This is a genomic window from Enterococcus durans, assembly GCF_002277935.1.
Classification (GTDB): Bacteria; Bacillota; Bacilli; order Lactobacillales; family Enterococcaceae; genus Enterococcus_B; species Enterococcus_B durans.
On sequence record NZ_CP022930.1, the window covers coordinates 1,643,422 to 1,657,178 of the forward strand.

10 protein-coding genes and 2 pseudogenes are annotated in these 13,757 nt (G+C 32.5%); 8 read left to right on the forward strand and 4 right to left on the reverse strand.

The window, feature by feature from the left end; translation table 11 throughout:
* The first annotated feature begins 26 nt into the window (after positions 1 to 26).
* Positions 27 to 329 (forward strand): hypothetical protein, encoded by a 303-nt coding sequence (locus CJZ72_RS07815; RefSeq protein WP_048945431.1) that lies wholly within the window; start codon positions 27 to 29, stop codon positions 327 to 329.
* A gap of 110 nt (positions 330 to 439) precedes the next feature.
* Positions 440 to 688: a type II toxin-antitoxin system Phd/YefM family antitoxin gene (locus CJZ72_RS07820; protein ID WP_002322861.1), complete on the forward strand. Its 249-nt coding sequence runs from the start codon at positions 440 to 442 to the stop codon at positions 686 to 688.
* 229 nt (positions 689 to 917) lie between these two features.
* On the opposite strand, the pseudogene CJZ72_RS15070 reads toward CJZ72_RS07820, so the two are convergent.
* Positions 918 to 1,691 (reverse strand): annotated as a pseudogene (locus CJZ72_RS15070) (hypothetical protein).
* Between the two features lie 105 nt (positions 1,692 to 1,796).
* Here CJZ72_RS15070 and CJZ72_RS07835 point away from each other — a divergent pair.
* A complete protein-coding gene (locus tag CJZ72_RS07835; protein ID WP_002317972.1) occupies positions 1,797 to 2,042 on the forward strand; it encodes a helix-turn-helix domain-containing protein in 246 nt (81 codons plus the stop codon).
* A 168-nt stretch (positions 2,043 to 2,210) separates the two neighbouring features.
* Positions 2,211 to 4,385, forward strand: a complete 2,175-nt coding sequence (locus tag CJZ72_RS07840) for an AAA family ATPase (protein WP_095443742.1) — start codon at positions 2,211 to 2,213, stop codon at positions 4,383 to 4,385.
* A 456-nt stretch (positions 4,386 to 4,841) separates the two neighbouring features.
* Here CJZ72_RS07840 and CJZ72_RS07845 read toward each other — a convergent pair.
* Together CJZ72_RS07845 and CJZ72_RS07855 are read right to left on the reverse strand one after the other, a co-directional pair.
* Positions 4,842 to 5,123, reverse strand: a pseudogene (locus CJZ72_RS07845) (tyrosine-type recombinase/integrase); the annotation flags it as partial.
* A 507-nt stretch (positions 5,124 to 5,630) separates the two neighbouring features.
* Complete coding sequence (locus tag CJZ72_RS07855; protein WP_002343652.1) at positions 5,631 to 6,071, reverse strand: hypothetical protein; 441 nt, start codon at positions 6,069 to 6,071, stop codon at positions 5,631 to 5,633.
* A 104-nt stretch (positions 6,072 to 6,175) separates the two neighbouring features.
* Between CJZ72_RS07855 and CJZ72_RS07860 the strand changes: the two genes are divergently transcribed.
* The 3 genes from CJZ72_RS07860 (at position 6,176) to CJZ72_RS07870 (ending at position 7,844) form a co-directional block, all read left to right on the forward strand.
* On the forward strand, positions 6,176 to 6,421 hold the full coding sequence (locus CJZ72_RS07860) for a helix-turn-helix domain-containing protein (RefSeq protein WP_002375566.1): 246 nt from the start codon (positions 6,176 to 6,178) through the stop codon (positions 6,419 to 6,421).
* 75 nt (positions 6,422 to 6,496) lie between these two features.
* A complete protein-coding gene (locus CJZ72_RS07865) occupies positions 6,497 to 6,775 on the forward strand; it encodes a hypothetical protein (protein ID WP_081134536.1) in 279 nt (92 codons plus the stop codon).
* Positions 6,776 to 7,535: 760 nt separating this feature from the next.
* On the forward strand, positions 7,536 to 7,844 hold the full coding sequence (locus CJZ72_RS07870; protein WP_227326543.1) for a DNA methyltransferase: 309 nt from the start codon (positions 7,536 to 7,538) through the stop codon (positions 7,842 to 7,844).
* Positions 7,845 to 8,453: 609 nt separating this feature from the next.
* On the opposite strand, the gene CJZ72_RS07875 is transcribed toward CJZ72_RS07870, so the two are convergent.
* Complete coding sequence (locus CJZ72_RS07875) at positions 8,454 to 9,950, reverse strand: helix-turn-helix domain-containing protein (RefSeq protein ID WP_081134534.1); 1,497 nt, start codon at positions 9,948 to 9,950, stop codon at positions 8,454 to 8,456.
* 354 nt (positions 9,951 to 10,304) lie between these two features.
* Here CJZ72_RS07875 and CJZ72_RS07880 point away from each other — a divergent pair, with 354 nt between their 5' ends.
* Complete coding sequence (locus CJZ72_RS07880) at positions 10,305 to 13,757, forward strand: SpaA isopeptide-forming pilin-related protein (protein ID WP_095443743.1); 3,453 nt, start codon at positions 10,305 to 10,307, stop codon at positions 13,755 to 13,757.

The following is a 13,757-nucleotide window of genomic DNA, read 5'->3' on the forward strand; positions in this document are numbered from 1 at the left end:
AAAATGAAAGTGAGGAAATTGGAAGAATGGCTGATGAAAATAAAGTTGTTCCGCTTGAAACACTAGTGATAAATAAGGAAGAGTTTGAGCAACTTTTTCTTGATTTTTTTGTTCAATATGACAGGATTTATGATTTTAGTTCGTCACTAGATTTATTTGAATTAGAAGCAGAAATAATAAAAAACAGTCAAGAGGAAGATGGTAACATTATCATTTCAGTAGAAAAATTCAATGAATTATTCTCAGAAACATTTGAAATAGATACAGATTATTATCAACCACAAGAAGTTTTTCGATCGTTTAGAGATCAGATTATTGGTATTAGTTAAACTACAAAATGAAAGCTTAATAAAGCAAGCGTTGAAAGAATTATTCCTCAACGCTTGCTTTATTTGATGGGCGCTTCATAATAGAGGTATAGAGAAGAGAGGTGTTCATTTTGGATACTATTACTCCAACAAACTTCAAAAAAAATATAGGTAAAGTGTTGCAAGAAGTAGTTCATTCAAATTCTGAAATAGAAATTACTAGGGATTCTAAAAATGGATTGAACGATGGCGTCATTATGATTTCTAAGAGAAAGTGGGAGCTGCTACAAGAAGAACTTTATTTACAACGAACGGGTACATGGGCTTATGTATCTGATTTAATGAAAAACGAGAAGGAAGATGACTTTAAAGTAGTTTAGTATGAAGGTCGATTGATAAAACGATGTGGATTAATGCTAAATAATGAGTAATTTTTCAATAATACAAAAACTGTGTATAGTATTAGAAGTAGAGAAACGCTAGCGTCGAAAAAAAGATATTTTTCGTGAAAAGTAATAGGGGCTAAAAAGAAAGTATACAATTTATTTATGTTTCTAAGCATATAAAAAAGAGCGTTGAAAGGAATATTTCTCCTTCAACGCTTCTTTTTTAGAAGATTTTAATGACCATCTCAGCTTCATTTTCAGGTTTAGGTAATTCATGGAAGCTTGTGTTTATCGTGCTTAATTGATCAACTAACCATGTTTTACTTTTTGACTCGTAGACAAATCTAAAATTAATATCATTGTTCTCGTGTTGAAGAGGTTTCTCCAAATAATCTGGGGAATATTCATAGTCAACGTAACCTGCTAATACAAAAGAAAGCAATCCATTATTTAGTGTCAGATTTAACGGATGGTCGTAAGCTTTTATTTTTTTTAATGTCATATTGTACATATCTTCAGCCATAAAAGTTGAGTTCATGATTTCATCTTGGGTTTCATTAAAAAAGTTATCCGAATAATCGCTTATTTTTGAAAAGTCTTTATTGGCACCAGCCTCAAAAAATTGTTCAACTTTTTCAGTATAAAGTTGTGCTAATGCTCCTTTTTCAATATTAACTTTAATATTTTCATGTCTATCAATTTGTGTGCTGTTCAGTAAGGGAAGATCAGCTTTTAGTTTTATATCGTCTTAATTTCTTTCAATTTCAATTGGCAAAATCTTTTCAGTAGATTCAGTTTCTGATAAAGGAACATCTATTTTTTTATCATGATAATAAGCTTCAAAACCATCTGGAACTGGAAAAAAATGTATTGGGTAATTCTTTTCTGAGGTTGTTGTACTAGTTTCCGTACTTGTAGAGCTTGTGTCAGAAGTGGTACACCCGCTTACAGTTCCGATGAGTAAAGCGCTGGTTAGAATGGTTGCAAATTTCTTCAAAAAAAATTCCTCCTTAAAATTGAATATGGACTAATACTAGTCCCATTGTAGCACACCAAATCTTTAAGATTAATAAGAAAGAGGACTAATTCTAGTCCAAAAGGTGTGCTATTCTTGAAAGAGGAAAAAATTATTGATAAAGAAAATGTAATCGGTAGCAATATTAGACGAATCCGATTAGAAAAAGGAATTGGTCAAACCGAGCTGATTAGAGATCTACAGCTTCGTAAAATCGCTATAACTAGGGAAACATTGGTTAAGATTGAAGGCGGCCGGCAACACATTAAGTTGGATCAATTGAGAGCTATTAGGGATGTTCTACAAGTGTCTTATGAAGATTTGCTTCAATGACTACTTGTAGTCATTTCGTTTGAAATTATTATGTTACACCCTTATGTGTCACGAAGAAATACTGGTATAATAATGAATGGGATATGTAACGATAGGGTATACTCTTGTGAATTTATTATTTTTTATAATGGTTTAGTTGAACATGAATTTTCGGAGGGAAGGATTTAATTGGTAGATAGTATTAATTTAACTAATTATGGTCAAGTTTTTAAGGATAATGAATTGTCTGGATTAAAAGAGAAAAATTTTTTTTATGGAAAGAATGGTACCGGAAAATCAACCTTATGCCAAGTGATAAATGAGCAGTTAGGGCGAGAATTCGATGTAAGGGTTTTCCAAGGTTTTGAAAGTGTAATTGGTGAAGATGAAAAATTGAATTCTATTGTACTTGGTGAATCTAATAAATTAGTACAGAAAGAAATTGATTCAAAGTTAGAAATAATTAGTGAAAATGAAGTACAAGCTATTAAAAAAAATGAATTGCTAAAGAGCTTGAAAGGTTTCGATGAAGTAGAAAAAAGTCCGTTTTTAAGTCAATATGAAAAATCTCAAGATGATGTCAGAAAAAAAGAAGATGAAATAGGATTATTGTATCAAAAATGTGCTGGAGAAATAACAAGTGAATTTAATCTTGCTAGAAATTATAGTAGAAAAAATTTTAGAAACGATATCCCAATTTCTAGAAAATTGACAGAAGATGAATATAAAAAATCACTTGCAATTTATGAGACAACTGAAAAGAGGAAAATTATCGAAAGAGAATTTCCAAGTATAAGTTTTGAATCATATTGTAAATCTGTGAATGAAATAATAGAAAGTAAAGTCAATGCAATTGTGATAAAAGAGTTAAAGGAGAATTCCTTAAAAAGGAGTTTTGCGGAAGAAGGTCTAAAAATACATAATGAAGGAGATAAATGTGCTTTTTGTGGTGGAGAAGTAACTGCCGAGCGTATTGTAGAATTGGAGTCTGTTTTCAATACAAAGGAAGTTTTTAGATTACAAGATAGAATAAAACAAGGTATTGCTAAAATAGAGGAGTGTATAGATATTTTAAGTAATATAGATATCTTGAATGCCTCAGACTTTTATTCTCATCTTGATACTGAGAAGGTAAATTCTAGATTGATTGATATTAAAAAAGAGCAAATGAATTTTTTAAAAGAGTGTAAAATGCAACTTGAGAAAAAAGAAAAAGAGTTATTTATTAGCATGGATAGTTTTGAAATGAAAATTCCATTATCGTTTACTACTATTCAAAAAGATTTAAATGAATTGATCAAAAGTCATAATGAATTTTCAAATGATATAGAGAAAAGTAAGAGTGAGGCCAAAAGAAAATTAATACTGCATCGTGTTGCAGAAAAATGTGAACAGATGGGAACGGAAAGATTACAGGGGGAACTTGCGACTTTAAAGAAAACAAGCACTGATTTAAAGAAAATATTAAGCGATGAAATTGAAAAAATTGAATCTGATAAGAGAAAGATTGAGTCAGAAATAATTGAACAAAGAAAAGAACTTAAACAATTGCAAGAAAAAATTAAAAACCCAGAAATAATTATAAAAAACATTAATGAAAAAATATCGAAATCTGGAAAGAAAAATCTTGAATTGAAATATATAGAATCAGGTAAGCATTATAAAATTATTAACAAAGATGGTTCTACAAGAAATATACAAGAAATTTCTACGGGTGAAAAAAACATAATTGCATTTTTATATTTTATAGGAAGTCTGGATAGCCCTGAATTAGAAACAGGTAAGCCTAAAATAATAGTTTTGGACGATCCTATGAACTCAAATGATGATACCATGCAATATTTAATCATTTCAGAAATTGAAAAGTTATATAGCCGAAAAAATTTATTTAAGCATTTTATCTTATTAACTCATAATTCACATTTTTATCTTAAAGTGACTTTTGGGAGAAGAGTGAGAAGAGATGGTAAAAATCCTTATGAAATGGACAATTTTGTTCGTATGATAAATGATGGTAATCTGACATCATTTAAATACTTGAAACATAAAAACGAAGATTTTACAACCCAATATGGTAGCTTGTGGAAAGAGTTGAAATTTCTTTACGATAACGATAAAAAGGACTTTATGTGTAATACTATTAGACGTATAATCGAGACATATGTTGTGTTTAATGGCGTCTCTGGAAATAAAGATGCCGAAAGTAAGATGCTATTTAATACTAATTCACACTATACAGAGATAGGGGATCTTGAAACGGATATCAATGGGTATTCTAAAGAAGATATAATAGGATTAATGAGAAAGTTTTTCAAACAAAATAATGCTGAAGTACATTTCAATAATTATTGGAATAAGTTATAAAAAATTCAGTATATAATTGTTTATATATTTTGTTTTCTCATCAAAAGCACGCCTCTTGAATACGATTAGAAAACCAATCAAGATGAATTATCATCGATAAAGTGATTAGCTCGATTCAAAAATCGTTGAAATACCAACTATCTTCAATTATCTTTAATCAACTCAACTTCATGGTTGAAGCAGAATAAGTTGAATCCTCAAATAACTTCTCTACCTGCTATTTTGGATACGATATTGGCTACGTTACCAATGATAGTACCTGATAATATACACTGTCAGTCTATAGTAATTTATCAAATGAATTATTTATACAAAAGCCTATTCCTTTCCTCTGATTCCCAAAAGAGTCATTGGAAGGGTCTGTGGGGTAATATCTATTTCATTGCTCGAAACGTTGATATTAAAGCGTTTCGAGCATTTTTTTATTTGGATTTTAATGATTGGCTACGTTTAGAATTATTCGCTCATAAATTTTGCAAATCGGTCACCAGTTTTCTTAACAGATTGTGGTGTGACATGAGCATAGATATTCATGGTAGTTTTAATATCTTTGTGACTTAATCGTTCTTGTACTTCTTTTATCGAAGCACCACTTTCAAACAATAAGCTACAGTGGGTATGCCTAAATCCATATGGAGTAATTTGAGGCTCCATCGGTGTCTTTTTGTAAATCCAATTTAACCAATCGGTTACTACTTGAGTATAGTGGATCTTGTCTTAGTTTGCAGTGAATAAAAACTATTTTTGTTAATATATATTATATCAATGTCGAATCGTTATGCTCATTCTATTATCTGCCACAAGGAGTTTTACAACTGCTTAGAAATCAGATTACTCGTTCAAATAATAATGCAAATTGAATCAATAAAAGAAGCGTTGAATAAGAGCTCATTCTTTCAACGCTTCTTTTATTAGGAGATTTTAATGACCATATCAACTTCTCTTTCAGGATTAGGTAATTCATGAAAGCTAGTGTTTATAGTGCTTAATTGATCAACTAACCATGTTTTATTTTTTGACTCTTAGACGAATTTAAAATTAATATCATTGTTCTCGTGTTGAAGAGGTGTCTCCAAATAATCTGGTGAATATTCATAATCAACTTAACCTGCTAATACAAAAGAGGGTAATCCATAATTTAGTGTCAGATTTAATGGATGGTCGTAAGCTTTTATTTTTTTTAACGTCATATTGTACATATCTTCAGCCATAAAAGTTGAGTTTGTGATTTCATATTGTGTTTCATTAAAAAAAGTTATCCGAATAATCGCTTATTTTTGAAAAGTCTTTATTGACACCAGCCTCAAAAAATTGTTCAACTTTTTCAGTATAAAGTTGTGCTAACGCTCCTTTTTCAATATTAACTTTGATATTTTCATGTCTATCAATTTGAGTGCTGTTCAGTAAGGGAAGATCAGCTTTTAGTTTTATATCGTCTTGATTTCTTTCAATTTCAATCGGCAAAATCTTTTCAATAGATTCAGTTTCTGATAAAGGGACATCTAGTTTTTTATCATGATAATAAGCTTCAAGACCATCTGGAACCGGAAAAAAATGTATTGGGTAATTCTTTTCTAAGGTTGTTTTACTAGTTTCCGTACTTGTAGAACTAGTGTCAAAAGTGGTACATCCGCTTATAGTTCCGATGAGTAAAGCACAGGTTAGAATGCTTGCATATTTCTTCAAAAAAATCCCTCCTAAAAATTGAATATGGACTAATGCTAGTCCCGTTGTAGCACACCAAATCTTTAAGATTAATAAGAAAAAGGACTAATTTTAGTCCAAAAGGTGTGCTATTCTTGGAAGAGAAAAAAATTATTGATAAAGAAAATGTAATCGGTAGCAATATTAGACGATTCCGAGTAGAAAAAGGAATCGGTCAAACCGAGCTAGTTAGAGACCTACAGCTTAGAAAAATCGCTATAACTAGGGAAACATTGGTTAAGATTGAAAGCGGCCGCCAACACATTAAGTTGGATCAATTGAGAGCTATTAGGGATGTTCTACAGGTGTCTTATGAAGACTTGCTTCAATAACTACTTGTAGTCTTTAGTATAAGAAGCTATTTTTACACCCTTATGTATCACAAAGAAATACTGGTATAATAATGAATGGGATATGTAACGATAGGGTATACTATATTCTCAATAGGTTATACTGAGAATCCAATTAAACGAAATCATTTGAAAGTATACAAAATGTTGTTGGATAAAGCATATGAATTTGTATTTTCAGAACACTTTAGATTCTTAGAAAACTATGATTTACCTAGTTCACTGGATGTTGGTATTGAACTATATGATGGAGTAGAAAAGAAAAATATAAAGTTAAATTTATCAAAAGATTATAGCAAAAATAGTCCAGTGTTAAGAGAGCTAGAAATGCAATGAATCCAATGATAATTTATCTTAATGTAAATTGCTTAACTCTAATTGTTTCTCGTGATTATGATTTTGCTACTGATGTATATGTTGAAGAAAAGAAAGGCTTGAAGTTAGAGCTTACTGGATATAATTTGTCGCAGCAATTGATACTATTAGTGGGGCGGTAAACTCTTTAGCAACCACATACTTCTGAATATAACTTTCAATCAATATCTGTAGGTGAAGATAATGTTGGACAATTGTAAGAGTCTTGTTATCGTTTAAGAAATTGAAGGAGGAATCTTGCTAATTGATGAAGTAGACGCAGGTCTTTTTCCAGCTGCACAAATTGAATTTTTTTATGTCTTAACCCAATTTTTTTAAGACTAGGGTATTCAGGTGATAATGACCCAATACTCTCCAACGATGATTAAAAAAGTTTTTATCCAAAGAGATATTAAAAACTATAAATAAACTATTTAACGAATACTTTTGGTAAAATTCAAGTGATGACAGATTAAAGCTGGATATATATGCAGATATGTATGTAAGGACAAAAAGTTGATGAAGATTTAATACTGCAAAAAATAAATATTTCAGGAGGTGTATTTTTTGCCAACAACCAACTCCCTTTTGAGGTATCTGGCAGGAAAAAGTCAATTGTATAAATTTGAAAAAAACAATAGACAAGAGTATTGGAGAATATGAAATTTATATCGAGATATCGAGCATTTTGCAGAGGGAGCCGGGGTGGCCCATTCAGCTATTAATTCAAAAGAATGTGAAAATGACTGCAATTAATGATTTAGATAAATCTATGCGTTCTTTATGGTATTCAATATTAAATTATCCCAACAAATTTATCAATCTAATTAACAAAACCATTGTAAACATTGAAGAATGGCCAAGACAGAAAGAAATTTGTAAAAAAGAGTTTAATCATCCTTTTTCTCTAGAGGAAGGGTTTGCGACCTTCTTCCTAAATATAACGAACGTAAGTGGTATTACTAGCGGTGGACAGATAGAGGGGACAAAACAAGAAAGTAAGTACAAGGTAGGTTGTTGCTTTAATAAGCAATCTTTAATAAAAAAATAAGGGATATTTCTTTACTAAAAGATTCAATTAACTAATATGGATGTTGAATCTTATACAGATGGTATTTCATTTAATTATCCAAAAGAGAAAATGTTCATTTTTTTGAGACTCCATATTTTAATCAATGTAAAAAAATCTTTATTTGAATTTATTGATAAAGATAAGCATAGCATTAGGGATTATTACTTATGACAATCCAGATGAAATTTATTGAGATTTACAAAGAATTTCGCTAAAAATATAAGTATATGCTTAGATAATCTGTTAATAATAAGCGTAAAGAAAAAGCTTGGGAATATCGTTTTACTAGTTAAATTACAAAAATTGATAATTTTGCTAATGTAGAACCTTTGAAACTAATTGATAAGTAGCTTTTTACCAAAAGCACACCACGTAACTTGAATACGATTGAAAACTAATCATTAAAATTTATTATTAGCAAAGTGATTAATCCTATTCAAAAAGCACCTAGCTTCAATTATCGTCAATGAACTTAACTTCATAGCTGAAGAAAAATCTGAATAAAGAAACGATGGCTGAACCCTTGATAGATAAGGGTTCAGCTCTTTTTAGGAACTTATGTCATAGCCACTTTTTTACATAAATCAGCTAATTAGAGAACAAATTTTGTAATTTGAGATGATGAACTTCTAAAAGACGTTGATACAGATCAGTTTCAAAATCGCTGTAATGACAAAAATCAAGGACTGTATACTTAGAAGAATCAAGACCAGCAGGAATCAGTAGAGGTGAACCAAAGATGAAAAAGTCATATTCTTCAGTGATGGGAAGTGTGAGTAGCTCGATATCTACAAAGGGGATTTTCTTTCCTAAATTCAAGATTTCTTCGGAAATCAGATGTTCAGAGACGTTAACAAACCCAACTTTCAATTTATAGTTTTCATCGATTTCTGAATAATACGGATAAAGTAAACTGGTTTGTAGAAAGGCTAATTCACTTACGCATGATTTCAGCCATGTATAGTTTTTTCGTTGTGCGATTTTTTTCCAAAAACCTTCGATTTTGATTGTCAAGATACGTAAAAGTGGGTATTTATCTTTAATATAAGAAGAGATAAATAGTGTGGTCAAAGGAATTTTTTGCTTGAACATGCTAAAATTACCAATTGATAGATAGAGATTCAAAAGCAAAGCTGGCTCTTTTTCAAACTGGAGTGTACCAATAAATGTCTGACAATGCTTCTGAAATTCCTCTAAGATATCTTTGACCTCATTGCTCGGTTGTTCATACGAATGATGAACGATCGGCACACGAATGTCTTGATTAGAGGTAAGAAGCGGCCAGTAATAGAATAAGTAAAACAAAGAGTTTACCTCTAAGATATCTAAACGAAGATTCGCAATTTTGAAGAAGTCGTAAAAAAAGTCAATGTTTGTTTCGCTTGGAATAAAGGAATCTCTTGATAATCTATAGATATCCGTAAAATGATTATTTTCGATCCTCAGCAAACAAATCAGGCAATGGAGGCTGGCTTGTTTTTTTCCTAAATCAAACTTATTCTTGTGTTGCGATCCTTCGTGCTTATAAATCAATGCACGAACTTCTTGGCTGTAAGGAATGCTATCCAGGCTTTCCCCTAATGAAACAAACCAAAAGAAATTGAAAAAGATGATGCGAATCAGCATTTCAGAACCAGATAAGGTAAGATTCGATAAATTCAAGTTGATATTGTATTCCTTCAAATATTCAGCCAATTTTTTTGTTTGCCGAAAACACGTTGAGCGGCTGATAAATTGGCGATTGCAAAAAGCTGCAAGATTTTCATCTTGTTCGGTCAGAAGACTGATCAATAATTTATAAGGAACACTTTCTGTTGATAGGTAATGTTGGTATTGGATATATTGAACAAGTTGTTCAGGAATGGATAACTTATTTTTATTATGTAACAGTTTAATATCAGTAAATTGTCCTAAATCATCTTGTATATCACATAGGATTTTTTTGAAACGAGTCGCACTGAAATAGAAACCTAAGTTTTCTCGTACATGATCTAAACTATATTCCCCCGGCCGTAAGGTCATCACCTTTCCATACACGCTTAATTTCATTCTCGCATGGTCATCTAATAAAATTTTTTCAATCAATTCTTCACCTTCTTTTTATGTTTTTATTATTAATACCGTATTTATTTTTTCTTGTAAATACTTGTCTCGATTTTCTAAAAAAACTATACAGGATTTAGAAATATTTTTTTTTAATTTATCTCAAAATTACCACTTAATGAGTATATTTTGTGAGAGAAAAGAATAAATAACCTATTTTCAATAACTAATTATTAGATATATTTATTAATCTATCTCAAGTTTAATTTCCTTTAAAATAACTCTGATTGAATAGTTAGAGCCAAAAGAGAAGAGAATTAGAAAAATTAGTGAATTTTTTCTTTTTTTTATATTATCTAATTGAATATTAAATTTTTTCTAAGGAGGTATCCATAAATGAAGAAGCGAAATTATTTTATCGTTTTCTGTCTATTTTCTCTATTTTTCGTCACCTATTTCCATATCCAAAAAGGGGAGACTGTGGCAGCCAATGAAGAATCAACCATAGAAGTATTAAACAATGAATACGGCAAAGTAAGTATTAGGAAAATAGATCATCAGCTAACGATCTTGTATCGATTAAATGCGCAAACGCAAGAAACCCGATTTTTATTCCAGCTACATTCAAAAGATGCACCTGAAACGAATCTGCTTTCCTCTTATGTTTCTCAGGAATATCAAGAATACACAGATGAACAACAACGAAAATGGCTAGCAGGTTATTTTTCTCAAACTATTGAAGAAAAAGAATGGACCATTGAGTTGCCGAGTACGAGCAAAGAATTTCAACTCAATATTCAGATAGAAGAAAAAACGGGTCAGTTACTTTTATCCGAACCTGTTTCCTTTTCATTTTCTATAGATAATAAGAATCAGGAAACTGCACAAACAAATGAAAAAACGTCTGAAACATCAACTTCTTATGAAAATCATGAGATATCGGATGATTCATCGTTAGATAAAGACGAATATCGTCCGTTTGAACAACCACAATTATTTAATGCACAGTTGAAACCTAAGGGGTTAGCTACGATTGAACCAGAATATACCACAGATGAGCAAGGAACATACCCTAAGGCAATGTGGCAACCGGATAATAGTCAATATGTGCGTAATCATCAGGGCAATCGCCAAGGACAACAGCAATGGGACGGGCTGAATGGGTGGGATGGCAATCCAACCAATCGCAACAATTCTTATATTGAATATGGTGGGGAAAAAGAGGATGCCGATTATGCCATCCGAAAATTTGCCAAAGAAACAGCGACTCCTGGATTGTTTGACTTGTATCTGAATGTTCGAGGAAATACTCAAAAAAATATCACTCCTCTTGATCTCGTATTGGTCGTAGACTGGTCTGGAAGTATGAACGACAATAATCGGATCGGTGAAGTAAAGATTGGTGTCGATCGTTTTGTCGATACTTTAGCAGATAGCGGTATCACAGACAAAATCAATATGGGATATGTCGGCTACTCAATCGAAGGATATAGCTACAGTAACGGTGCAGTACAGATGGGTTCATTTGATTCAGTGAAAAATCAAGTAAAATCCATTACACCTTCATGGACAAATGGTGGTACTTTTACACAAAAAGCACTAAGAGATGCAGGAAACATGCTATCCGTTCCAAATGGACATAAAAAAGTGATCGTTTTGCTGACGGATGGTGTACCAACATTTTCCTATAAAGTACAGCGGGTACACGCACAATCAAGCAGCAATTATTACGGAACTCAGTTTTCTAATACGCAAGATCAGCCGGGAAATACTTCTCGAATCTCAAGAATCTATGATGCACCTGACCAAAACAATCTATTCAGAAGAATCGACAGTACGTTTATCGCAACCATCGGAGAAGCGATGGCACTCAAAGAACGAGGAATCGAAATACATGGTCTTGGCATCCAACTTCAAAGCGATCCGGCAGCTGGTCTCTCAAAAGCAGAAGTAGAGTCTCGTATGCGACAAATGGTTTCATCAGATGAAAAAGGCGATCTTTACTATGAATCAGCTGATCATGCAACAGATATCTCTGAATACCTAGCCAAAAAAGCTGTACAGATCTCAGCAACTGTAAGCAATGGACAAATAAATGATCCAATCGCAGAACCATTCATTTATCAGCCTGGTACACTTTCAGTCAAGAGTGTGGGGACAAGTCCTACAACGGTCACTCCATCTATTTCCATAGAAGGAAATACCATCAAGAGCAATCAGATCTATTTAGGAAAAGACCAAGAAATCCAAATCCATTACCAAGTGAGAATCCAAACAGAAAATGAGGACTTCCATCCAAATTTCTGGTATCAAATGAACGGCAGGACAACTTTCCAGCCAAACATTGATACCAATGAATTAGCTGAATTCGGTATACCATCTGCTAAAGCTCCCGGAGTCAGTCTTCACATCAAAAAGTTATGGGAAGAATTTGACAACAATCTAGCTGATCGTCCAGATCAAGTTACTTTTGAGATTCAACGGGAACATACGACAAATGCTGCAGCTTGGAAAAACGGATATATCCGCATCACTAAACCAGCTGAAGATACTGCAAATACGTGGGAACGTGCAGACGTCGACAAACTCTCTGCAAATAGTGGAGAAAGTTATCAAGAGATACTATCACTGCCTCAATATAATAATCAAGGTCAAGCATTCAGTTACCAAACAAGCAAAGAACTACCTGTACCAGGATATGATTCTCAACAAATAGACGCACTGACATGGAAGAATACTAAACAATTCACACCGTTAGACTTAAAAATAACGAAAAATTCCTCTACAGGAGAAAAGGATCTTATTGGCGCTGTTTTCAAATTAACAGGAGATTCTATTGATACTTTACTAACTGATAATGGTGATGGGACCTATTCTCTTCCGGGAAATGTCAAATTGCAAAAAGAAATGACTTATACACTGATAGAAACAAAAGCTCCAGAAGGTCATGAATTAAGCAAAAAGACTACTTGGGAAATCAAGATTGCTTCTGATGGTACGGTAACCATTGATGGAAAAACAGTCACTACTTCCGATGATACGATCCAGTTGACCATTGAAAATCCTTTTGTTGAAATTCCTATAGCAGTACGTAAGTATACGATGCAAGGGACGGACAAAGAGATAAATCTTAAAGGAGCAGCATTTTCCCTACAGAAAAAAGAAGCAAATGGTACTTATCAGCCAATTGACAGCCAAACAACGAATGAAAAAGGTCTTGCCAGTTTTGATTCACTCACACCTGGTAAATACCGAGTCGTTGAAACAGCTGGTCCTGCCGGATATGATACTTCGCCGGGAAATTATGAATTCCAAATCGATAAATATGGAAAAATCATTTACACGGGAAAAAATACCGAGATGACAAATAATGTATGGACGCTCACTCATCAAAATCGACTAAAAGCGTTTGATCTAACGGTACACAAAAAAGAAGACAACGGACAGACATTAAAAGGAGCAAAATTCAGACTGCAGGGACCAGAAATGGACTTAGAATTGCCAAAAGATGGACAAGAAACAGATACCTTTCTATTCGAAAATTTAAAACCTGGAACTTATACGCTGACCGAAACTTTTACACCAGAAGGATACCAAGGTCTAAAAGAGCCAGTTACTATAGTTATACACGAAGATGGGTCAATTCAAGTGGATGGACAAGATCATGAATCTGTTCTGTCACCAGGAGCCAAAAACAACCAGATTTCTTTAGACATCACGAATCAGGCAAAAGTACCATTACCTGAAACGGGAGGAATTGGCCGTTTAGGAATCTATCTAGTAGGGATGATTGGTTGTGCGTTTTCTATTTGGTATCTTTTTTTGAAAAAAGAAAGAGGGGGCAGCTAA

What these genes read in the sequence shown, in the direction of transcription:
- CJZ72_RS07815 (WP_048945431.1), top strand. Translation starts at nt 27, where the DNA reads ATGGCTGATGAAAATAAAGTTGTTCCGCTTGAAACACTAGTGATAAAT.
- CJZ72_RS07865 (WP_081134536.1), top strand. Translation starts at nt 6,497, where the DNA reads ATGGGATATGTAACGATAGGGTATACTATATTCTCAATAGGTTATACT.
- CJZ72_RS07870 (WP_227326543.1), top strand. Translation starts at nt 7,536, where the DNA reads ATGACTGCAATTAATGATTTAGATAAATCTATGCGTTCTTTATGGTAT.
- CJZ72_RS07880 (WP_095443743.1), top strand. Translation starts at nt 10,305, where the DNA reads ATGAAGAAGCGAAATTATTTTATCGTTTTCTGTCTATTTTCTCTATTT.